Annotated in this window: 19 protein-coding genes; 4 read left to right on the forward strand and 15 right to left on the reverse strand. The window is 52.0% G+C overall.

The window, feature by feature from the left end:
• Window positions 1-79 precede the first annotated feature (79 nt).
• The 12 genes from MKY12_RS24820 to lonB form a co-directional block, all read right to left on the reverse strand.
• Entirely contained in the window at window positions 80-1,159 is a 1,080-nt protein-coding gene (locus MKY12_RS24820) for a stalk domain-containing protein (protein WP_339250638.1), read from the reverse strand.
• Between the two features lie 2 nt (window positions 1,160-1,161).
• Entirely contained in the window at window positions 1,162-1,824 is a 663-nt protein-coding gene (locus tag MKY12_RS24825; protein WP_339250640.1) for a hypothetical protein, read from the reverse strand.
• Between the two features lie 23 nt (window positions 1,825-1,847).
• Window positions 1,848-3,680 (reverse strand): nucleoside-diphosphate sugar epimerase/dehydratase, encoded by a 1,833-nt coding sequence (locus tag MKY12_RS24830; RefSeq protein ID WP_339250642.1) that lies wholly within the window; start codon window positions 3,678-3,680, stop codon window positions 1,848-1,850.
• Window positions 3,681-3,721: 41 nt separating this feature from the next.
• A complete protein-coding gene (locus MKY12_RS24835) occupies window positions 3,722-4,408 on the reverse strand; it encodes a CpsD/CapB family tyrosine-protein kinase (protein ID WP_209876903.1) in 687 nt (228 codons plus the stop codon).
• Window positions 4,389-5,165 carry a Wzz/FepE/Etk N-terminal domain-containing protein gene (locus MKY12_RS24840; protein WP_083678063.1) on the reverse strand — a complete coding sequence of 259 codons (777 nt, stop codon included), beginning with the start codon at window positions 5,163-5,165 and terminating at the stop codon, window positions 4,389-4,391. The genes MKY12_RS24835 and MKY12_RS24840 overlap by 20 nt, the downstream gene beginning before the upstream one ends.
• 98 nt (window positions 5,166-5,263) lie before the next feature.
• Entirely contained in the window at window positions 5,264-7,282 is a 2,019-nt protein-coding gene (locus MKY12_RS24845; RefSeq protein ID WP_339311334.1) for an S-layer homology domain-containing protein, read from the reverse strand.
• 92 nt (window positions 7,283-7,374) lie between these two features.
• Entirely contained in the window at window positions 7,375-8,157 is a 783-nt protein-coding gene (locus MKY12_RS24850) for a CpsB/CapC family capsule biosynthesis tyrosine phosphatase (protein ID WP_339311336.1), read from the reverse strand.
• 101 nt (window positions 8,158-8,258) lie between these two features.
• Window positions 8,259-8,846 (reverse strand): non-ribosomal peptide synthetase module, encoded by a 588-nt coding sequence (locus tag MKY12_RS24855; RefSeq protein ID WP_339250651.1) that lies wholly within the window; start codon window positions 8,844-8,846, stop codon window positions 8,259-8,261.
• A gap of 30 nt (window positions 8,847-8,876) precedes the next feature.
• Window positions 8,877-9,542, reverse strand: a complete 666-nt coding sequence (yihA, locus tag MKY12_RS24860) for a ribosome biogenesis GTP-binding protein YihA/YsxC (protein ID WP_036726020.1) — start codon at window positions 9,540-9,542, stop codon at window positions 8,877-8,879.
• 12 nt (window positions 9,543-9,554) lie between these two features.
• Window positions 9,555-11,948 (reverse strand): endopeptidase La, encoded by a 2,394-nt coding sequence (gene lon / locus MKY12_RS24865; protein WP_339311338.1) that lies wholly within the window; start codon window positions 11,946-11,948, stop codon window positions 9,555-9,557.
• Window positions 11,949-12,198: 250 nt separating this feature from the next.
• Window positions 12,199-12,702, reverse strand: coding sequence for a hypothetical protein (locus MKY12_RS24870; RefSeq protein WP_339311340.1), 504 nt, complete (start codon window positions 12,700-12,702; stop codon window positions 12,199-12,201).
• Window positions 12,703-13,120: 418 nt separating this feature from the next.
• Window positions 13,121-14,830, reverse strand: a complete 1,710-nt coding sequence (gene lonB / locus MKY12_RS24875; RefSeq protein WP_036726022.1) for an ATP-dependent protease LonB — start codon at window positions 14,828-14,830, stop codon at window positions 13,121-13,123.
• 188 nt (window positions 14,831-15,018) lie between these two features.
• On the opposite strand from lonB, the gene MKY12_RS24880 reads away from it, so the two are divergent.
• Genes MKY12_RS24880 through MKY12_RS24895 form a run of 4 tightly spaced genes read left to right on the forward strand, consistent with a single transcriptional unit; the run spans window position 15,019 to window position 19,090 of the window.
• A complete protein-coding gene (locus MKY12_RS24880) occupies window positions 15,019-16,482 on the forward strand; it encodes a spore germination protein (RefSeq protein ID WP_339311342.1) in 1,464 nt (487 codons plus the stop codon).
• A 41-nt stretch (window positions 16,483-16,523) separates the two neighbouring features.
• Window positions 16,524-17,729, forward strand: a complete 1,206-nt coding sequence (locus MKY12_RS24885; protein WP_339311344.1) for a Ger(x)C family spore germination protein — start codon at window positions 16,524-16,526, stop codon at window positions 17,727-17,729.
• Window positions 17,726-17,935, forward strand: coding sequence for a hypothetical protein (locus MKY12_RS24890; RefSeq protein ID WP_209876889.1), 210 nt, complete (start codon window positions 17,726-17,728; stop codon window positions 17,933-17,935). Before MKY12_RS24885 ends, MKY12_RS24890 begins: the two co-directional genes overlap by 4 nt.
• Window positions 17,936-17,968: 33 nt before the next feature.
• Window positions 17,969-19,090: an endospore germination permease gene (locus MKY12_RS24895; RefSeq protein WP_339250661.1), complete on the forward strand. Its 1,122-nt coding sequence runs from the start codon at window positions 17,969-17,971 to the stop codon at window positions 19,088-19,090.
• Window positions 19,091-19,175: 85 nt separating this feature from the next.
• Here MKY12_RS24895 and ispG read toward each other — a convergent pair whose 3' ends face one another.
• From ispG to clpP, 3 genes are all read right to left on the reverse strand, one after another.
• Window positions 19,176-20,321 carry a flavodoxin-dependent (E)-4-hydroxy-3-methylbut-2-enyl-diphosphate synthase gene (gene ispG, locus MKY12_RS24900; protein WP_209877026.1) on the reverse strand — a complete coding sequence of 382 codons (1,146 nt, stop codon included), beginning with the start codon at window positions 20,319-20,321 and terminating at the stop codon, window positions 19,176-19,178.
• Between the two features lie 129 nt (window positions 20,322-20,450).
• Window positions 20,451-21,707 (reverse strand): ATP-dependent Clp protease ATP-binding subunit ClpX, encoded by a 1,257-nt coding sequence (gene clpX, locus MKY12_RS24905; protein ID WP_209876883.1) that lies wholly within the window; start codon window positions 21,705-21,707, stop codon window positions 20,451-20,453.
• Window positions 21,708-21,719: 12 nt separating this feature from the next.
• A complete protein-coding gene (gene clpP, locus MKY12_RS24910; protein WP_036726029.1) occupies window positions 21,720-22,310 on the reverse strand; it encodes an ATP-dependent Clp endopeptidase proteolytic subunit ClpP in 591 nt (196 codons plus the stop codon).
• Window positions 22,311-22,433 lie beyond the last annotated feature (123 nt).

Raw genomic sequence — 22,433 nt, forward strand, 5'->3', positions numbered from 1 at the left:
TTACAGCTACGGTTGAATAGAATGCATCCTACAACTGTAAACCATGTTTGTTCTGATATTGATACTTTTTTTAAATCTATTATTTCCCCAAACCCTCAGCTGCAGCTCTTCCATTATCCAGTTCAGCCTCAAAGGCAGCTCTATATTGAGCAATAATAGCTGTGCTATATCCATTAGTGTTTAGTTTTTGTTCAGCGTCAGCGATTATACTGTTAAATGAAGCTTTAAAAGAAGCTAGTTGCTCTATCCCTTTGGCCTTAATACTTTGCTTAGTTGCAGCATCTGTAGCATTCACATATTCCAAAGCAATTCCAAACAAAGTAGAAGTACTTTGTGATTTTAGCGCATTTAACTTCGCCTCAGTCTCACTAGTGATACTCTCATAAGAAACCTTACCGGACCCTGTTCCTGCCGATCCTGAACCGCCTGCTGCTCCACCTGATTCAGCTGTTGGAGTTGCTGCTGGTGCCGGTGTTGCACTTGCAGATGGGCTAGGACCCTTGTCGGTTGGTTTCGCAGAAGCCGTATTTTCTTCGTAGTTCTTGGAATTTGCTGTAATGGTCTTTGTTTTCGGATTCCAGCTAATGGAATTTCCTACAGATTCCGATAAGAATCTTAGAGGGACATAGATCGAGCCGTTCAGCAGATAACTGGACTGGCCTTGGGGCAATGCCTTCGTACTCCCGTTAAATACATAACTTGCCTTAACGTTGTTCAGCGTAATATTCTTGGCTGTAAAAGAAGGACTGGAAGTCGCATTCATCAGGTATTCCTTAATGACTACCATCTCTGAGCTGCTTGGCTCCGCTACGGTTACCTTTAGGTTTTTGGCATCCCAGCTTACGCTCTTCTGCAGGGCATACGACATGAAGCGCAAAGGGACATAAGTGGTGTTATTGTACATGAACACATGTTGTCCGGCTGGCGGCTGCAGTGCTACACCATCGAATAGCATCGTCACATCCACATTCTGTACTTTGATGGAATTGGATGCTTTGATAGGTGCTGCTGTTGCAGTGGCTACAGGAATAGGTGCTGCTGTTGCAGTGGCTACAGGAGTAGCCGCCGCTACAGTAACTGGAGCCGATGCCGTCAGGGGCTCACAGCCCATTAAGGCTACGCTCAGAAGTGCTGCTGCTGGAATCTTGATCTTGAACATGCCTATTCACTTCCTTTTTCTTGGGCTTTGAGTTTCTCTTCTTCAGCCAGAATCTGATCCCGGGTCTTGCCTTGGCTAACGCCGTACTTCTTGGCAATCTGAGCTAATTCGTTATATTGCTCCTCTGTGACCTTGCCGAGGATAATGCTGCGGGCTTCCCGCTTCTCTTCTGTTGTTAGTCCGCCTTGGGCTAACTCTTGCAATCTCTTGATATCTGAGACACTGAGCTGCTTAGCTACGATTGCTGCCACATTCGCTTTATCTGTGATCGTTACGTTCTCTTGAACTTCCTTGGCCTTGTCCGTTGAGATATGGGCTAATCCATCCACACCCGCAGGTGTTGGAGCAGGAGTGCTTGCAGGCTTGTCCGTGCTGGCAGCTGCCGGCTCACCGGCATTACTGGAAGCAGGCGTACTATCTGGTGTAGCGGTTGAAGAAGGATCAACGGAAGCTGCTGGCTCTGCAGACGGGTCGCTATCTGCTACCACAGGCTCAATCACTTGTCCCTGAGGAACACTAGGCGTATTGCCAGCTTCCACATCGAAGCCGCCAGCCATAGAATTCATCAGCTTGTCGACAGCATAATTGGCTGCGAATAGTCCGCCAACCCCTAACACCACGATGACCGACAGCGTCCAGATCAATACTTTTTTCCATCTTTTCACTTCAGGTACCTCCACATCTCTAATTAGCTAATGGCTGCCTGGATCACTGGCTGCATCGGTACGATCTGGTTAATCACTTCGCGGATGGCTTCTGCATCTTCGGTGATCACCCGTTCTAACCGTTTGAATTCCAGCTCCATCTGGCTCCGGGTGATGACATTAGGTCTGCCGATGAAAATCCGGTCATGCTGAGTGGAACCCAGGTTCTCCTCATCGGTCAGCAGTTCTTCATACAGCTTCTCGCCTTCACGGACGCCTGAGAAGGTGATGTCGATGTCCTTGTAAGGCTCGTAACCCGACAGTGTTATAAGATCCTCCGCAAGCGTCAGGATCTTAACCGGTTCACCCATATCCAGAACAAAGACTTCTCCGCCATTCGCGAAGGAACCGGACTGGATCACCAGTTGAACAGCCTCGGGAATAGTCATGAAGTAACGGACCATCTCGGGATGCGTTACGGTGACAGGTCCACCGGCTGCAATCTGCTGCTTGAAGGCGGGAATGACGCTGCCCCGGCTGCCCAATACGTTACCGAAGCGTACCGCAGAGAACTTGGTAGGACTTGTTACATTAAGACTCTGTACATACATCTCCGCAATCCGCTTCGTAGCCCCCATGACGCTGGTCGGGTTCACGGCCTTGTCGGAAGAGATCATCACGAAGCGCTCTGCACCATACATGTCAGCACAGTCGGCTACATTGCGGGTCCCGAAGACATTATTCTTGATGGCCTCGGAAGGGTTGCGCTCCATCAGAGGAACGTGCTTATGTGCTGCTGCATGAAAGACCACCTGCGGCTTGTAGCTCTGGAATACATCCATTAACCGGGTGCGGTCCTGAATATCAGCAATTACGGTCACGATCTCCAGGTAAGGGAAGCTCTTGCGCAGCTCCATCTCAATCGTATAGATACTGTTCTCGCCGTGTCCCAGAATCAGCAGCTTGTCCGGTGCAAAAGGGGATATCTGGCGGCATAGCTCGGATCCGATCGAACCGCCTGCCCCCGTAACCAGTACGGTCTTGTTATGAACATAGCCCAGAATACTGTTCATGTCTGCAACAATCGGCTCACGGCCCAGAAGGTCTTCTACGCTGACATCGCGGAGCTTCTTGACAGAGATCTTGCCAGCGATCAGGTCATTCAGTGCCGGAATAATCTTCAGCTTCGCACCTGTAGCCTTGGCCAGATTAATAATCTCGGATATTTGGGTTCTGGAGACCGAGGGCATCGCGATAATAATCTCGTGAATCTCCTTCTCCTTCACAATCCGCGGAATATCATAACGGTTACCCAGTACAGGTACACCCAGTATGGACAAGTGATATTTATCGGCGCTGTCATCAATGAATCCAACCAGCCGGGTGTCCGCGAAAGAAGGTCCCGTCAGTTCTTTGGCAATCAGGATTCCGCAATCTCCGGCCCCGACAATAAGTGTATGAAGCTCTGTATTCTTATTATTGCTCCGGTCACTTCGGAAGACTCTCCAGAAGAAGCGGACGCCTCCCACCAGCAGCAGAACCGTCTCCATCGACCGGACTTCTATGCTGAATGGCACGCGCTCGGGCAGGATCAGATATGCGGCAGCGTAAGATAACACCGCTCCTACTACAATAGCTTTGAGAACCGATATAATCTCGTTAATACTGGCATATTGCCACATTCTGCGGTAGAGTCCGAAATAGACCAGGCTTCCCCCGATGGCCACCGTGGAGATTACGCCGAACACGATCATCTGTACCACATATTCCGGCGGAATCTCATTGTAGAACCGGAACAGGTAGGACGTCACGATGCTGAACCATATGATCGCAACATCGATCATGAATAATACCAACACTCTGGTTTTCGCTGTCATTTTCAGTGCCTCCAAAAACAACATTTTATCTATTAAACAATTCAATTGCCATAGTAGTAATAGTAGTAGCCTTCACTGGCCTTGCGCTTCACATTGTTAAGGACCACGCCCAGCATCTTGGCCCCGACCCGGTCCAGATTGGCCTTCGCCTTAGCTGCAATATCGCGCTTCACCTTACCGTAGCTGACCACCATAATTACGCCATCACTCTTGGAGGCAACAATCTGTGCATCTGTAACGGCCAATAGCGGCGGAGTATCAATCAGAATCACATCATATAATTGACGCAGCTCCTGCAGCACCGCACTCATCCGGTTGGAGGCCATCATCTCAGCGGGATTCGGAGGAATCGGGCCAGATGTCATCAGATACAGGTTGTTCACACCGGATTCCTGAATCACATCGGACAGATTCGCCTGCTGCGAGAGCAAGGAGGACAACCCATACCGGTTACTCAGTGTAAAAGTCTTATGCGCTGTAGGCTTACGCAAGTCACCGTCGATCAGCAGCACCTTCTTATCCGCTTGCGCGTACGCAGCGGCCAGGTTGGCAGTAACGGTTGATTTTCCTTCCTCCGGTCCGGAAGAAGTGACCATAATAATTTGGATCTGTTCATCTACAGAGGAGAAATCTATGTTCGTGCGCAGTGCCCGAAAGGCTTCGGATACCGGCGAACGCGGGTTGGTCACGGTGATCAGATGACGTTGTTTATTTGGCTGCTGTGACATGCTCGAGTTCCCCCGCCTTTCTGCTCTGTGTCTGAGCCTGCTGCCCGGTGGTCTTGGTTTCTTCCTGGCCCAGCCGGGTAATCATAGCTATAGTCGGAAGTCCAAGGTATTTCTTAATGTCGTCTTCTGTCTTCAGCGTATCATCGAGATACTCCAGCAGGAAGGCGATCCCCAGACCAATCATCAGGGATACGATAAAAGCAATGGCGAGGTTCATGACCACATTCGGCTCTACCGGTCCGGGTGCAACTGGCGGATTAAGCTTGGCTTCGTTGAGGATGGACACATTCTGTACGTTGAACAAGGACGGAATCTCCTGCTTAAATACAAGTGATATGGCATTCACGATCTCTGCGGCTCTCTGGTATGAATTATCTCGAACGACAAGTGTCATCACCTGCGTATTATTTACAGAACTCACGTTAACCTTCTTCAGCATTTCCTCTGCCGTAATCCCGAACTGCGGGTAGTTCTTAGCCACAACATCGAGGATCGCCGGAGTCTTGATAATTTCCTTGTACGTATTGATCAGCTGAATGTTGGTATTGATCTGATTCAGATCCAGCTGTGCTGCCGTAGCTTGGGTAGGCGTCTGATTAACAATGATCTTCGTTGAAGCTTCGTAGACAGGATTCTTGATATATAAGCTGTAGATCCCGGCAAGAACACAAGCCACGATAACAATGCTAATAATCATCCACAGTCTCTTCCTGACAATCTGGAAATAATCGCGCAAATCCAATTCTTGTGCTGACAAGTGCATTTCCCTCCAAGCTGTAAATTCTTATACCCTATATCCTAAAAAAGTGCCTCCTCTCTATACGACGAGAGGAGGCTCTCCACAATACTATTTACTTACTTGAAGTTGATTGTACGGTAGATAATAACTGCAGCTTCAGCACGTGTAGCTGTGTTGTTAGGGTTAAACTTGCCGGCGTTACCGATCACCAGGTTGTTGCTGGCAGCGAAGGCTACTCCGTCTTTCAGGGAAGCAGCGATCTTGCCTGCATCGGAGAATTTGCTGAGGGAGCTGACATTCGTTGCAGCTTCCGGCTTCTGCGACTTCACGGCACGGGCAATCATCGTTGCCATCTCAGCACGGGTAATCGTTGCATTAGGATCGAACTGGGCTGCACTGCGTCCAGTAATGATTCCCTTCTCAGCAGCAACAGCTACGTAAGGAGCATACCAGGCAGTGGAGCTTACATCACCGAAGCTCTGCTTCGCGGAGTTGTTCTCCAGGTTCAGTGCGCGGATCAGCATCTTGGCGAATTCTGCACGGGTCACATTGTTCTTCGGAGCAAAGTTGCCGTTGCCTACGCCTTCAATAGCGCCCTTGGCTGCTACGACTGAGATCTGTCTTCCAGCCCAAGCCTGAACACTTGCAACATCCTTGAAGCTGACTTTGTTCTCCAGTACAGCGTAGGAAGAGAAGCCGTCACGTGGTTCAGTGATGTAATCACCATCTACAACACCGCCCTGGTATTGCAATTCTTTGTAGACTACCTTCGCAACGGACAGCAGTTCACGGTCAAGGCCTTCTGTATTCTTAAGCGGCAGCTTGATGATGATTGGCTCCTTGAAAGTGGTTGTAACCACACCGCCCACAGTCAGTTCGAAGTCATATACGCTGGATGCCAGCTTCATGCTGGACAAGGAAGTTACGGTTGTATCTGCTACAGTGGAAGTAGTCAGTGTAATAGCTTCACTGAACTGTCCTACCGGAATCGTTACGGTCAAGCCGTTGAAAGTAATCGCAATGTTGGCAATGCCTTTCGCCTTGGCTGCTTCGATGATTGCTTTGGACAATGGCACTTCTACGGTTGCCGCGTTCACTGTACCCAGGTTCAGGGTAAGTGTAAGACCTGTCTTACCGGCATTGGCAGCAACCAGTGCATCGAAGGCTTTCAGTACGTCAGCATCTACGAGCTTCAGGGTTGCTTTGTCGCCCACAATCGTTACCAGCTTGGATACATCGTATACACCTGGTGTAGCTGTAGGGTTCGTAACCGGAGCAGTTACTGTGCCGTTGCCGCCACCGCCATTGCCAGTTCCAGGAGGGTTAGGCTCAGTAATTACGGGATCATTGATGTAAGCTTTAACATAAGCTGAAGCAAGAGCCATCACCGCTGGCTTAGCTGTTGGGATGATATCCTTCAGGTTCTTGAGACTGAGCTTAATATCTCCAGGAGTAATGTTAAGATTGTACACTACCTGGCTTACGGTAAGGCCACCCTCAATTGTGTTGTGATTCAGAACCTTGGTAATAGCTTCATCCAGCAATGTATTCAGAGCATCATCAGTGCTAGAAGCATTAAGAATCAGATTCATCAAATCAGTTTTGGACTTACTGCTGATCAATGTGCGAAGTTCAGCTTCAACGCCTTTGTCGCCGAACAGGAATTCAGTGAAGTCTTCAGCTGTAAGATTCTTTACGCCAGCCTTGTCTGCAATTCTCTTCAGCAGGTCAACATTCTTCTCATCATAGCGGATAGCCTTAATTGCTGTGTAATCCTTATCATACACATCATAGACTACACTGGATACGCTTGTGAAAGCTTTATGAGCAGTTGCAAGATCATCAGCTTCTAAGGCAAGCTTGGAAAGTACTGGTTGGAAAATCTGTTCGAAAACTTCAGCGCTGATATTGCCTGCTTCCTGCTCGTAAGCAAGAAGGGCTTGTCTCTCAGTCTCTGTAAGCTGAGCATAAATCTTCTCAACCTTCGCCTTCAATTCTGCATTAGACTGTGATGCTGCGGAAGCTGTACTCACTCCAAAATGTTCAGCCAGCCCCTTGCTGCTGAACGGGAATCCGGCAACGGATGCCGCTGCCATGCTTACTGCTAGTGTAGATACTGCTAGTTTTTTCTTCAAAGTCACTTGTCATCCACCTCTTGGTATGTATTTGTATTAATAATAGTGCAAGAATCCAGTAATACCCATTCTACCATTAATGACACAGAAGGTCACCCTTTGCGAGAAAAAAATCCGAACAATCTATGAAGTTTGCTGTTAGATTGAATAGAATTCACTCGATTAATCTCGTTATTTGCAAGCACGTCGCGCGCATTTTGTAGAAAAAAGTCGAATGATTCTTCTCCCAATTCCCGCCGCACCACTCCGTAAGCCTCGCTTAATCCAAAGGGACGGTGCACAGAATCATGCGCATCTGATGCAATAATATGCACGGCATGCTGGCGGCATAATTCGAGCGACAGCTTCTGCAGCTTACTCCCGAATACGCCGGCCATACTCTGTGCGGTAACCTGTCCCAGGGCACCAAGCTCTATTAACCGCAGCAGCTTGGACGGATCGGCAGCAATCTCCGCGTTGCGCTCCGGGTGGGCGATAACCGGAACCATGCCCTGGATGACCAGCTCATGGCAGGTCTCCTCCATCGTGCGGGGCACCCGCGAAGAGGGCATCTCCAGCAAAATATACCGGGAACCGGCAAGCGTCAGCAGTTGTCCGCGCTCCAGATCATCGAGCAGTTCTCCGTAGATCCGGATCTCCTGCCCCGGCAGCACGACCAGCGGATTGCCTGCCTCCTGCAGCTTCGCGTTCAGCACCCGCACCGCCGCTTCAATCTCCGGAGCCGGATTCATATAGACTCCGTTCGCATGGTGGGGGGTAGCCACTACAGTTGTAATACCATCGTTATGGGCGTCAAGCGCCATGGCGAGAGCGGCGTCGTAATCAGCGGCTCCGTCATCCATGAAGGGTAGAATGTGGCTATGGATATCTATCATATGTTGTTTATCGGTCCTTTCGTAGAGGATATGTATAGTTTTCGCAAAAAAATACAACCATTTCACTAGGAAATGATTGCCAAATTTTAAAACAATATCATTTATGCTTCCAGTCGGAACAGCCGGACGGCCGCCTCTGCAAGTCTCTCATCGACTTCCTTAATTACTGCCTCTTGCTGACTACGGTTGCGCATATCGAGCAGTCTATCAATCTCTTGACGGAGCTGCTCAATCTCACATTCTATCGTCTGACGCTTGTAGACAGCCAGCATCTCTGCCACTGAATATTTATGCTGATAGATCAGCTTGGTGCCGCCCGGTCTCACTTCCGAGATCCGGCGCACCGAGCCGCCTTCATAGTAGTACATCATTGTAAGATCCTTATAAATCCGGTTTACGGTCCCCGTGCCCTTATACATGAAGAATAGTTTGCGGACTGCATTAATCAGATGAGGATTCACCACCCTGCAGGACAAGGAACCCATATAGATGCCGCCTTTGCGTTCAAAAGACAGATGGACCTCCTCGCCTCCGGCCTCCTCCAGCACAATCTCCTGTTCGCCCGCGCCTAGTACCTTCACACGGTGACTGATATAGCTGGTATCAGCGGTCAGCAGAAACTGGTTCAGCTGAAATTCGGTCATTTGCATCGTTGCATTCACATATTCCATCGCCAGACGCTGAGCCATAAACATCCCTCAATTCTTAATGACAAACCCTTAAGTCTCGGAAGGCGCTTCGTGCTGCGGTTCATCCCCGGAATCCTGATCATCCGGTTCTGCCGGAAGCTCTTCTTCGGTGGGTAGAGTATGTCTATCTATAAGTTCCCATAATTCGTCTTTGCCAAGTCCAATCTCTGATGAATACGCAATGAAGCTGTCTCCCGGCAGCACACCGAGCTCCTGCTTCATTACCTTGATATGCTTCGGCCAGCGGGTCTTCGGAATTTTGTCCGCTTTGGTAGCCACTACGCAGAGCGGCAGATCGTAGTGCTTCAGCCAGTCAAACATCATCTTGTCATTGGCTGTCGGCGGATGGCGCAGATCCACGACAAGCAGGACCATCTTCAGCGTCTCGCGCTCCGCCATGTACTTCTCGACCATTTTGCCCCAGGAGGCGCGCTGTGTCTTCGAGACCTTGGCGTAGCCATACCCCGGGAAGTCAACGAAATACATGCTCTCATTCACAAGATAATAGTTCATATGCTGCGTCTTGCCCGGCGTAGAACTGGTGCGGGCCAGATTTTTGCGGTTAATCATCCGGTTGATCAGAGAGGACTTCCCTACATTGGAGCGCCCTGCCAGAGCAATCTCCGGCAAGGCATCCACTGGGTATTGGTCAGGGCCTACGGCACTGATAATAAATTCGGCGTTGTTAACTTTCATAAGACTTCCTTTCTAATGCACACTACTGGGCGCTTCAATGCTTATTTCTGTATCTGAATCTGAGCCGGTGTTAACTTCTTCTGCATGGTCTACGAGCGCGTGCTTCAGCACCTGGTCCATATGGGATACCGGCACGAACTCGACATCATTACGGACACTCTCAGGAATATCCTTGAGGTCGCGTTCATTATCCTTCGGCATAAGAATCTTCTTGTAGCCTGCACGGTGGGCGGCCAGGGACTTCTCCTTCAGGCCTCCGATCGGCAATACGCGTCCGCGCAGCGTGATCTCGCCGGTCATGGCCACATGCTTGGAGACATAACGCTTGGTGAGCGCGGAGATCAGCGCCGTGGCGATTGTAATCCCTGCGGACGGACCGTCCTTGGGAATCGCACCTTCGGGAATATGGATGTGAATATCGTTCTTCTCGTGAAAATCAGGGGCAAGCCCCAGCTCCTCCGCCTTCGAGCGGGTATAGCTGAAGGCGGCCTGCGCCGACTCCTTCATTACATCGCCGAGCTGTCCGGTCAGCGTCAGCTTCCCGGTGCCCTGAACCACCGTGACTTCAATCAGCAGCGTATCACCGCCAACCTCTGTCCAGGCCAGCCCGGTAACGGTACCGATCTGATCCTCCAGCTCAGCCATTCCATAACGGAACTTCGAGGCTCCCAAGTAATCCTTGATCTCCTCCGGAAGAATGCTGACGCGTTCCTTCTCTTCCGAGACAATCTGCTTCGCCGCCTTGCGGCAGAGGGCAGCAATCTGCTGCTCCAGATTCCGCACCCCGGATTCGCGGGTGTACTCGCGGACAATCTTCAGCAGCGTATCGTCTCCGATGGACAGCTGCTCTTCCGCAAGGCCATGGCTCTTGCGCTGCTTCGGCAGCAGATAACGGCTGGCAATCTGCAGCTTCTCCAGCTCCGTATAGCCGGGAATGAACAGCATCTCCATCCGGTCCAGCAGCGGACGCGGAATGTTGTGCACGGCATTCGCCGTAGTGACGAACATGACGTTCGACAGGTCGAACGGCAGCTCTACGAAGTGATCGCTGAACGTATTGTTCTGTTCCGGGTCCAGCACCTCCAGCAGGGCCGCCGACGGATCGCCGCGGAAGTCCGCTGCCATCTTGTCGATCTCATCCAGCAGGAAGACCGGGTTGATGCTGCCTGCCGTCTTCATCCCCTGGATGATCCGGCCCGGCATTGCGCCGACATACGTGCGGCGGTGACCCCGGATCTCGGCTTCATCCCGCACGCCGCCCAGCGAGATGCGGACGAACTTGCGGTTCAGGGAGCGGGCGATGGAGCGGGCGAGCGAGGTTTTGCCGACGCCCGGAGGACCTACCAGACACAGAATCGGCCCCTTCAGACCCTTGACCAGCTTCTGCACGGCCAGGTATTCCAGTACCCGTTCCTTCGGCTTCTCCAGACCGTAGTGGTCTGCGTCCAGCACTTCTTCCGCCTTACGGATATCCAGATCATCTTCCGTGGCTTCACTCCAGGGCAGACCGAGCAGCCAATCCACGTAGTTGCGGATGACGCTGCCTTCGGCCGAGCTTGCCGGCATTTTCTCCAGACGGTCGATCTCCTTCAGAATCTTCTCCTGCACCCGCTCCGGCAGATTCTTCTCTTCCATCTGGGTGCGCAGCTCATCGGCTTCACCGGCCCGGCCTTCCTTCTCGCCAAGCTCCTTCTGGATCGCTTTCATCTGTTCACGCAGGTAATATTCCTTCTGGGTCTTCTCCATCTGCTTCTTCACACGCTGGCTGATCTTGCGTTCCAGCTCCAGTACTTCGCGCTCATTATTGAGGATATCGAGCAGCTTCTCCAGACGCTTGCTGACGTCAATGGTCTCCAGGATCTCCTGTTTGTCCTTGATCTTCAGCGCCAGATGACTGGTGATGACATCCGCCAGCCGCCCAGGCTCTTCGATATCGGAGACCGCAGCGAGTGTCTCTGGCGTTACTTTTTTGGATAAAGTGATGTAGTGTTCGAACTGGCTCAGTACGCTGCGCATCAGGGCATCGCTCTCCTGGTCCACATCCTCCTGCTCCGGCAGCTCACGCGCCATCACCTCGTAGTACTCCTCGTTGTCCGTATAATGAATGATCTCAGCCCGCTCTACGCCTTCCACCAGCACACGGATCGTACCATTGGGAAGCTTCAGCATCTGCCGCACATTCGCCACTGTACCCACGCGGAATATATCCTCTTGCCCCGGCTCCTCAATATTAACTTCAGATTGGGAGCAGAGAAGAATAAGATTATCTTCAACCATAGCTTTCTCTAGTGCCCGGACGGACTTCTCACGGCCTACATCCAGATGCAGAACCATACTGGGATATACAAGAAGACCTCTAAGCGGTAATAAAGGAAAACGACGACCTTTGGATTTATTTTGTATCATCGCTTTCGCACCTCCCATGGTTCATAAGTAGTGTCATATGCATTCATTCTAACAAAAGCCGCATGAAAACACCAACAACCCGTGTCCGCAATTGGCGTTATTGGCATAGTCGCCCTTTAGTATTCGCTGAACTTCAGAGGACTATGCCGTTTGCCGGATTCAGAGGAAGCCCGTCTGCATACAAAGAAAGAACGTCCTGCGGACGTCCTTCAGAATTATGGTCTTGCAGAGCAGGCTGTCCGGTTATACCCTATACCTGGAACCCTTCAGATTTGCGGTCCTGTCTTGCATGAAGAAGCTTCATACCAAATCGGGCTATCGGCTGCGCCACCAGCAGTTCAATCCAGAAGGCTACACCGAAGTTCCTCGGCCAGATGTGAAGGAAGTTCTTAATGGGCTCCAGACTTATCCGTCTCATGCCGACCCAGGGCCCGATCACAGACAGCAGTATGGATAATACGGTGACATTCAGTACAATATTTAATAGAACCCTGGCATTAAATCCATCGGTGCATCCTATGAATCTCGGCATTACGATGCCAACCAGAGGTCCGGCAACCAGCTTCACCAGCAGAACGACGATTATCCACATGAAGGGAATGACCTTCAGGGTATCCAGATATACTTCCTTGCTGAACCCGCGTTCCAGTCCCACAATCACAGGCGCAATGGTGTTGACCGATAGGATCGAAATAATGAGTAAAAATAAAATACCTTCCTTGGCGTTTCTAGGCAGTCTTGTCTCTCCGTGCATGTACGTCATCTCCATTGACACAGTATTTCAGAGGGTAGACGTATCCTGAGACATATATTTTTAGCCGGTCAAGCAGACTAATATCTCCACACACTGATCTAATAATTATATCATATCAGCAAGATCAACAAACAAGTGGAAAAAGGTGTCTTAATTCTCCCGTTTCTGAGGGATAGACTGAAGCAATTGGAAAAACAGCATCTAATATTGTTGGTTATAGCAACTGTGGGGGAAACGGGTGGATTTAAGTGCTGTTTTTCCAACTCCTATTGTAGCAGGGCTCTATCGTTCATCAGCAAGTGGAGAATATCCAACTACTATTTCAGGATCGTGTGGAACCTATAAATTTTCGGCAAAAAGAAGCCCCCGGTAGAGATTCCGGAGGCTTCCCTTCATGTAAACAATGTTCAGCCGTCCACTATCCCGGCAGACTCTCGCCCGAAGCATCCGCCTTCAACAGTGAAGGCGCTGAAGAGAAGGTCTCGCCGGATACGGCGGGCATTCTGATGTCTGCCGTGTCGGTGCCGAACAGGTGGCGGAAGACTTCCTCCACCGTGTCCACCGGGATCACCCGCAGCGCGCCGAGATCGGCGAACAGCGACTGCCAGTTCTCCTTCGGAATCAGCACAGTCGTTGCTCCCGCCTGGAAGGCAGCCTCCACCTTGGCGACTACGCCGCCGACCGGCTTCACCCGGCCATGGATGCCAACCTCCCCGGTGATCGCCACCGTGTTGTCCACCGGCAGCTGCCGGATGGCAGAGACGATGGCCACCGCCATAGCCACCCCGGCGGACGGCCCGTCAATCGGCGTCCCGCCGGGGAAGTTAATGTGCAGGTCATACTTGTCCGGCTCCAGCTTCATGGAGCGCAGGACGGTCAGCACATTCTCAATCGAGCCCCGGGCCATGCTCTTGCGCCGCACAGTCCGGGAGCCTCCGCGTGTCTCCTCTTCATCGACTACCCCGGTGATATTCAGCCTGCCCGGCCCGTTAAGGGCTGGCGCGGCTGAGACCTCAATCTCCAGCAGTGTGCCCATGCCGGGCCCGTAGACGGCAAGGCCGTTGACCAGTCCGACCTGCGGGGCGGATGGTATCTTACGCTCCGTCCGCAGCGGCAGCTGGCTGCTGCTGGCGACCCATTCCACTTCCGCAGCGCTCAGCGTATCCCGGCCTTCGGTCAAGGCAAGGCCCGCAGCCAGCTGAATCATATTCACCGCCTCGCGGCCGTTCGTAGCGTACTGCTGCACGACCTCGACCGCTTCGGGGCTTGGCTTCAGCCCGATCTTCTGGACGGCATCCCGTCCGATCACGGCAATCTCCTCCGGCAGCAGCGGACGGAAATAGATCTCCATGCAGCGCGAACGCAGCGCCGGCGAGATCTCGTCCGGCGACCGTGTCGTGGCTCCGACCAGCCGGAAATCGGCAGGCAGGCCATTTTGGAAGATATCATGAATATACGCTGGTGTGTTGCTGTCCTCCGAGTTGTAATAGGCGCTCTCCAGCAGCACCTTGCGGTCTTCCAGCACCTTCAGCAGCTTATTCATCTGAATAGGATGCAGCTCGCCAATCTCATCGAGGAACAGAATGCCGCCATGCGCCTTGGTTACTGCGCCCGGCTTCGGCTGCGGGACTCCGGCCACCCCCATGGCCCCCGCTCCCTGATAGATCGGATCATGCACGGAGCCGATCAGCGGATCGGCAATTCCGCGCTCGTCAAAGCGCGCCGTAGTGGCGTCGATCTCGGTGAATTTGGCATCGCGTTTGAATGGCGATAACGCATTCTTCTTCGCTTCTTCCATAACTACCCGCGCCGCTGCCGTCTTGCCTACACCCGGCGGCCCGTAAATAATAACATGCTGCGGATTGGCACTGCATAACGCGGCCTTCAAGGCGCGCAGCCCGTCCTTCTGTCCGACGATATCGTCAATGGAGGCGGGGCGTGTCTTTTCCGAGAGCGGCTTGGTCAGTGAGATCATCCGCATCTTCCGCAGCTTGTCCAGCTCCTTGCGCGATTCCCTGTCCACCGCTGTCTTGTTCGTCTTCTGTCCCCGCAGCAGATTCCAAAAATAAACGCCGATGACCAGCGCGAAAAAGAGCTGCACGACCATCAGCAATATACTTAGTTCCATAGGTCACCCTCCTGTATCCTTCCGTCTATCTATCCTGTATTCAACTACTACTAGGTAGTATAGCCGTTTCACTCATTAGTAAACGCCTGCGCCAAAAAAACAGAGCCAGCGCCGCCCTCGTTGTCCCTCAATTGCATACGATTCCCACAATCGGAAAGACTATACGGAACAACAGGAGGCGAATGCACATGACACCACTTGAACAGGCAGAATCGCCGCAGGAGGAGCTGCCGGAATCTCTGTCCTCCGTGATTGAGGGAATGCAAGCCCGCATGGGCAAAAGCGCAGATATCATCTACCGGTTCATCTCGCTCGGCCCCTTGTCCGCTGTAATCATATTTATTGAAGGACTGTCGGAGCCGCGGGAGTTGATCCAGGCCATCCACGAGGATGCCAATCTGTTCCATGAGATGGACGACTTCCATCCGCAGACCTGTCTTAAGCTGCTGCAGGAACGGACACTTACCCTCGGCAAGGTGGGGGAGATCTGCAACTATACAGAAGCTGAGAATGAAATTCTGTCCGGCAACACCATTCTCTTCATTGAAGGGAGCAGGGTGGCGCTGTCTGCCGGTACAGAAGCGCTGAAGCAGCGTTCAGTGGAAGACGCGGTATCCCAATCTGTAGTAAGAGGGCCGCGTGAAGGCTTCACCGAATCCCTGCGGGAGAACACGGCGCTGATCCGCCGGCGTATCCAGAACCCCAAGCTGCGTATTGAACAGCGGAAGCTTGGAGAGCAGACCCAGACCAATGTCGCAGTGATGTATATTGAAGGCAATGCCGATCCCGAAGTGCTGCAGGAGCTGCGCAGGCGGCTGGATGCCGCTAAGCTCGACAGTGTGCTGGAGAGTAACTATATCGAGGAGATGATTCAGGACCAGCGCTACAGCCCCTTTCCGACTGTCTATAATACGGAGCGGCCGGATTCGGCCGCATCCGCACTGCTGGAAGGCCGGATCGCCATTCTGGTGGAGGGCACCCCGTTTATCCTGGTGGTTCCAGCGCTATTAGTGCAGTTCTTCCAGTCCAGTGAGGATTATTACCAGCGGAGTGATTTTGCCACTCTGGTCCGGATGCTCCGCTTCTTCTGCTTTGCCATCGCACTGTTGACTCCCTCCTTCTATATAGCGATCACTACCTTCCACCAGGAGATGATTCCGACCACCCTGCTGATCAGTCTGATCGGGCAGCGCGAGGGGATTCCTTTTCCGGCCTTCCTTGAAGCCTTCATCATGGAGATTACCTTCGAGATTCTGCGCGAGGCCGGCATCCGTCTGCCCAAGTCGATCGGCCAGTCGGTGTCCATCGTCGGAACGCTGGTGATTGGTCAAGCGGCGGTCGATGCAGGGCTTGTCTCGGCGGCCATGGTTATCGTCGTATCCATTACAGCCATCGCCAATTTCACCTTGCCTGCCTTCAATGTGGGAATTTCCGTGCGGATGCTGCGGTTTGTCCTGATGGTTATTGCCGCTTCCTTCGGTCTATTCGGAATCATCATTGCCTTGATTATTCTGGGATTGCATCTGTGCAGCCTTGAATCTATGGGCATCCCTTACATGACCTCTTTTGCCCCCATGCGCCGGCAGAGCCAGAAAGATACGTTCATCCGCTTATCCCGGCGCACCATGAAGAAGTATTTTGGGCAGAATTAGCAGGGCGACATGAACTCTCTTCAACGAAAGGACTGCTGGCCATGTGGAGAAAATTCCTGTGTATCCTTCTGATCATCAGCCTTACCTTGCTCACCGGATGCTGGAGCCGCAAAGAGCTGAATGATCTGGCGCTCGTCATGGCACTCGGCATTGATCTCGATCCGGGCGGCTATGCCGTCACTGTTCAGGTGATGAATCCCGGGGAGGCGGGCAACCAGAAGGGAGGCAGCTCCGGGGGGGTGCCTGTGGTGACTTATCAGGCCATTGGCAGAACTGTTCCCGATGCGTTGCAGCGTATGTTGAGCATGACTCCGCGTATGCTCTATCTGGCCCACATCCGCGTGTTAGTCATCGGAGAGGCCTTGGCCCGCAGGGGAGTCAGCGATGTGCTGGACTTCATCTCTCGCAACCATGAGCTGCGTACGGATTTCTTCCTGCTGGTGGCGAAGGAATCCAGGGCCTCCAAGATACTGGAAATCATCACCCCATTCGAGCATATTCCGGCGAACTCCCTGTATTCTTCGATTCTGGTCTCGCATAAAAAATGGGCAGCCACCGGGAAAGTGACTCTCCAGCAGTTCATTACCGAGCTGGAGCGCGGCGGCTCCAACCCGGTGATGTCCGGTGTGCAACTGAATGGAGACAGGCAGAATGGAGGGTCCGTGAATAATGTGGATACGATCAGCCCGAAGACCATGATCGAGCATGCGGGAATCGCAGTGTTCAAAAAAGACAAGCTGGTTGGCTGGCTGGACGAACCTGGCAGCAAAACGGTCAATTATGTCCTGGATGAAGTAGACTCCACAGTTAGCAATGAACACAGTCCCGGAGGCGGACTTGCAGGCTTCATAATAACCCGTTCAGACAGCAATCTGGACGTCCGGCTAGATGCACAGGGCAAGCCTGAATTTACGGTAAGGCTAAATATTGAAGCCAATCTCACCACGATTCAAGGCAAGCTTAATCTGAATAATCCGGCCAGCATCGAAGATATTCAGAGGAATCTGGAGCAGGATTATGACCTCAGCCTCACGCAAAATATCCGGGAGGTCCAGCAGAAATACGGCGCTGACATCTTCGGGTTCGGCGAAGCCCTGCACCGGAAGTATCCCCGTCTGTGGCGAACGTACCGCGAGAATTGGGAGGACAGCTTCAGAACCGTCAAGGTAAATGTACGCTCCAAGATAGTGATTCAGCGCATCGGTTCGATCATCCAACCTTTGAAACAGGAGATAGAGGAAAAATGACTTGGAATCTGATTCTGCTGTTCTTTCTGTTACTGGTATTGATCCTGAAGACACCTGCCGTAATTAGGCTACGGTCACTGCGGGATGCAGCCGCCTTCTATAGTCTCTGGAGTCTTACGGTTGCGGCAACCTTACTGGACATGGCAGACTTGCCTCAGTTCAGGCCGCTCGACTGGGTACGCAGTATCATGCAGCTTCTGTCCTGAAATAACTTTCATGAGCGAGGGAGTGAACCACCTGTGAAGAATCGTTCGGGTATTTCCTTACGGCAGTTCTATATCATGACCTTCGGACTCACCATCGGAACCTCCATTCTGATCATCCCAAGCGGATTAGCACATACTGCAAGAGAAGATGCCTGGGTCGCTGCTCTTTGCAGCCTCCTGATTAATCTGATTATGGTCATCCTGTATCTCGCGGTTGCCCGCCTGTATCCCGGCAGAGATCTCTATGAAATACTCGAAGCGGGTTTCGGCAAATGGGTTGGCAAAATTGTCTCGCTACTGTATCTGTTCTATTTCATGATTCTCACCGGTACGCTGCTGGGCGACCTCGGCTTCTTCATCACCAGTGAGATTCTGCCCGAAACACCAATTGAAGCGGTCCAGATTATCTTCCTGATCGCTGCCATAGTGAGTGTCAGTTCAGGGGTTGTCGTATTTGCCAGAGTATGCGAATTATTATTCCCCTGGGTGCTGTTCCTGTTCCTGATTCTGGTGCTGGCCCTGATTCCCAAAATCGAATGGAATCATATCAAGCCGGTCCTGGAAGGGGGGTTACCTCCTATCCTCCTTGGCGGCTATCAATCCGCTGTGTTTCAGGAACTCATCGTGCTGATGACCTTCCTGCCACTCGTCAGGAAGCCAAAAAGCGGGGAGCGGGCCTTTCTGCTGGGCACGTTCACAGGCGGCATGGTCCTTAGCATCATCGTGCTGCTCAGCTTGCTCATTCTCGGGATTGAACAGACGGAGAACAGCACCTTCCCCGCCTATGCACTGGCCAAAACGATCAATATCGGAAATATTCTGCAGCGGGTCGAAGGCATTCTGATCACCATTTGGGTACTGACCTTTTTCATCAAAATCTCGTTGCTCTACTTCTCCATTCTGAAGGGGCTGCAATCCGTCTTCCATCTGCGGAAGCAGGACTATCTCATCTATCCCCTGGCTGTATTGTTCATCATCATCGCTTGGAATACTTATATCAATACCGTTTATGTTAATGAAATCATTGCAAAAGTATGGGGGAATTTCGCGTTCATCTTCTTGGTGATTCTTCCCTTACTGCTCTATATGCTAACTTTGTTGAAGAAGACTATACGTAAGATTCGCATAAAAAAACGCCCCGGTGCAAACGTCTGATTGGACAGACTTCTGCAGCGGGGCACTTCAGGTACATGGACATAATTATAATTAGGACAGGGTTCGTAACGAACGGGGCGTTCTGTTAATTCCCGTTCTCCGAATTGCTGAGCGCAGCGGCCGGAGCCAGTCCGGCATGACTACGGCCGGGAATCTCGCCGGTCGCCTCGAAATGCTCCACAATAATGTCAATCTCCTTCTTCAGCTCGGAGACCAGCTCCGCCTCAGGCACCTTGCGGATCATCTTGCCGTAACGGAACAACAGCCCTTCTCCGCGCGCACCGGCGATGCCGATGTCCGCTTCTCTGGCTTCCCCCGGACCATTCACCGCACAGCCGAGGACGGATACCTTAATCGGCACCTTCAGCTTGGAGATGTACTCCTCCACTTCGTTCGCAATCGAGAAGAGGTCAATATCCAGGCGTCCGCAGGTCGGGCAGGAGATCAGAGTTGCCGCATTCGAGATCAGACCGAAGGTCTTCAGCAGCTCACGGGCCACCTTCACTTCCTCTACCGGATCAGCACTCAGGGAGATCCGCACTGTACTGCCGATGCCCATGGAGAGCAGCGCGCCGATCCCGGCGGAGCTTTTCACTGTTCCGGCGAACAGAGTACCGGACTCGGTAATCCCCAGATGCAGCGGATAAGGAATGACCTCCGCTGCCTTGCGGTAGGCTTCGATGGCCATTGGCACATCGGACGCCTTCAGCGATACGATGATATCGTGGAAGTCCAGCTCCTCCAGAATGCCGATATGGTACAAGGCACTCTCCACCATAGCCTCCGGTGTAGGATAACCGTATTTCTCCAGCAGGTGATTCTCCAGTGAACCGGCGTTAACCCCGATACGGATCGGTATCCCCTTCTCCTTACAGGCCTTAACGACAGCTTCCACCTTATCACGGCGTCCGATATTGCCGGGATTGATCCGCACCTTGTCGATGCCGTTCTCAATCGCCAGCAGGGCCAGCTTGTAATTGAAATGAATATCCGCTACGAGCGGGATATGAATCTGCTTCTTGATTTCCTTAATCGCTGCTGCCGCTTCTTCATTGTTGACCGTTACCCGCACGAGCTGACAGCCGGCTTCCTCCAGCCGCAGAATCTCGGCCACGGTTGCCTCCACATCAGCGGTCTTGGTCGTACACATGCTTTGGATGGCAACCTCGTTGTTACCCCCGATAATCACTCCGCCAACATTGACGGGACGGGTCTGGTGTCTCAGGAACATGGTTTTCTCCCCCATAACGATCAAAGCTCCACCCTCTCCGCTCCCGCAGGTCATGCGGGATTTGCGGGAGAAAGTGGAGACCCTGAGCTGTATTGTTAAGCCGGGTCAGGCCGGGTAATGAAGCCTGACTTACGCGCTTTCTTCTTTTTTCTTATCCTTCTTGAGACTAAGCTCCGGCAGGGACTTCTCCTTAACAACCTCCTCGGTAATGACACAATCCTTAATGTCATCCCGTGAAGGCACCTCGTACATCACATCAAGCATAATGCTCTCGATGATGGCACGCAGTCCACGGGCACCGGTGTTGCGCTTGATCGCTTCCTTCGCAATCGCTTCAAGAGCAAGCGGTTCGAACTTCAGAGCTACATTATCCATCTCCAGCAGCTTCACATACTGCTTCACGAGCGCATTCTTAGGCTCGGAGAGAATACGTACCAGGGTGCTCTCATCAAGCGGCTCCAAGGTCGAGATCACCGGCAGACGGCCGACGAACTCTGGGATAAGACCGAACTTCAGCAGATCCTCAGGCAATACCATGGACAGGTATTCACCGGCCTTGAGGTCCTTCTGTCCTTCAACCGCAGCGTTGAAGCCGATGACTTTTTTGCCGATACGGCGCTTGATCATCTGCTCCAGGCCGTCGAAGGCACCGCCTACGATGAACAGAATGTTCGTAGTATCGATCTGAATGAATTCCTGATGAGGATGCTTGCGTCCGCCTTGCGGCGGAACTGAAGCGACTGTACCTTCCAGAATCTTCAGCAGCGCCTGCTGAACGCCTTCACCGGATACGTCACGGGTAATGGACGGGTTCTCGGATTTACGCGCTACCTTGTCAATTTCGTCTATATAGATAATGCCGCGTTCGGCTTTCTCCACATCATAATCAGCCGCTTGAATCAGCTTCAGGAGAATGTTCTCAACGTCTTCACCCACATAACCGGCTTCCGTAAGGGAAGTGGCATCTGCAATGGCAAAAGGCACGTTGATGATCTTCGCCATCGTCTGCGCCAGCAGGGTCTTACCGGAGCCTGTAGGTCCGAGCAGCAGAATGTTGCTCTTCGTCAGCTCCACATCTTCAATCTTGCTCTGGCTGTTCACACGCTTGTAGTGATTGTATACAGCGACGGAGAGCGATTTCTTCGCTTGCTCCTGGCCGATAACGTATTGATCCAAGATATCACGGATTTCCTTCGGTTTCGGAATATCCTTCATATCCAGCTCTTCTTCGTGGCCCAGCTCCTCTTCCACAATCTCCGTGCACAGCTCGATGCATTCGTCACATATATAAACGCCAGGTCCCGCTACGAGCTTACGAACCTGCTCTTGTGATTTCCCGCAAAAGGAACATTTCAGTTGTCCTTTTTCATCGTTAAATTTAAACATCTTACCACCCCTTTAAGATATGATCGGTGAAGAGAGTACCTGGTCAATGAGCCCGTATTCCTTCGCTTCTTCCGCGCTCATGAAGTTATCGCGGTCTGTATCCCGTTCGATTTTGTCAAGGGGCTGACCTGTGCGCTCTACATAAATCTGATTCAGCTTCGCCTTGGTCTTGAGAATCCAGTCGGTATGAATCCAGATGTCGGACGCCTGCCCCTGAACGCCGCCAAGCGGCTGATGAATCATGACCTCGCTGTTGGTCAGCGCATATCTCTTGCCGGGCGCTCCGGCTGTCAGGAGCAATGATCCCATACTGGCTGCCATCCCTACACAAATCGTTGAAACATCCGGTTTGATATATTGCATCGTATCATATATACCCATGCCGGCTGTGACAGAACCACCGGGCGAGTTGAGGTACAAGTGAATGTCTTTTTCGGGGTCATCTGCTGCCAGGAACAGCAACTGCGCAATAACCAGATTGGCGACATCATCGTCAATCGCACTGCTCAGGAAGATGATGCGATCCTTGAGCAATCTGGAATAGATATCGTATGAGCGTTCTCCCCGGCTTGTCGTTTCCACAACCATTGGTACCAGACTCATGCCACCAACCTCTTTTCTCTATACAGATTAGTCTTTCCGTTTCAGAAATATTTTAACACGTTCAAAGCGGGATGTCATTTATTCACTGTGCCCCTAAACCGCATTGCTCATGTGCATGCCATT

The sequence above is a fragment of the Paenibacillus sp. FSL M7-0896 genome (genome assembly GCF_037975415.1).
In the GTDB taxonomy this organism is placed as follows: domain Bacteria; phylum Bacillota; class Bacilli; order Paenibacillales; family Paenibacillaceae; genus Paenibacillus_AQ; species Paenibacillus_AQ silagei.

Coding starts and splice junctions, on each gene's coding strand:
- MKY12_RS24820 (WP_339250638.1), bottom strand. CDS start 1,159: ATGTTCAAGATCAAGATTCCAGCAGCAGCACTTCTGAGCGTAGCCTTA.
- lon (WP_339311338.1), bottom strand. CDS start 11,948: ATGATACAAAATAAATCCAAAGGTCGTCGTTTTCCTTTATTACCGCTT.
- yihA (WP_036726020.1), bottom strand. CDS start 9,542: ATGAAAGTTAACAACGCCGAATTTATTATCAGTGCCGTAGGCCCTGAC.
- MKY12_RS24885 (WP_339311344.1), top strand. CDS start 16,524: ATGTGGAGAAAATTCCTGTGTATCCTTCTGATCATCAGCCTTACCTTG.
- MKY12_RS24890 (WP_209876889.1), top strand. CDS start 17,726: ATGACTTGGAATCTGATTCTGCTGTTCTTTCTGTTACTGGTATTGATC.
- MKY12_RS24855 (WP_339250651.1), bottom strand. CDS start 8,846: ATGGCTCAGCGTCTGGCGATGGAATATGTGAATGCAACGATGCAAATG.
- clpP (WP_036726029.1), bottom strand. CDS start 22,310: ATGAGTCTGGTACCAATGGTTGTGGAAACGACAAGCCGGGGAGAACGC.
- MKY12_RS24835 (WP_209876903.1), bottom strand. CDS start 4,408: ATGTCACAGCAGCCAAATAAACAACGTCATCTGATCACCGTGACCAAC.
- MKY12_RS24850 (WP_339311336.1), bottom strand. CDS start 8,157: ATGATAGATATCCATAGCCACATTCTACCCTTCATGGATGACGGAGCC.
- MKY12_RS24880 (WP_339311342.1), top strand. CDS start 15,019: ATGACACCACTTGAACAGGCAGAATCGCCGCAGGAGGAGCTGCCGGAA.
- lonB (WP_036726022.1), bottom strand. CDS start 14,830: ATGGAACTAAGTATATTGCTGATGGTCGTGCAGCTCTTTTTCGCGCTG.
- MKY12_RS24870 (WP_339311340.1), bottom strand. CDS start 12,702: ATGCACGGAGAGACAAGACTGCCTAGAAACGCCAAGGAAGGTATTTTA.
- clpX (WP_209876883.1), bottom strand. CDS start 21,707: ATGTTTAAATTTAACGATGAAAAAGGACAACTGAAATGTTCCTTTTGC.
- MKY12_RS24830 (WP_339250642.1), bottom strand. CDS start 3,680: ATGACAGCGAAAACCAGAGTGTTGGTATTATTCATGATCGATGTTGCG.
- ispG (WP_209877026.1), bottom strand. CDS start 20,321: ATGTTCCTGAGACACCAGACCCGTCCCGTCAATGTTGGCGGAGTGATT.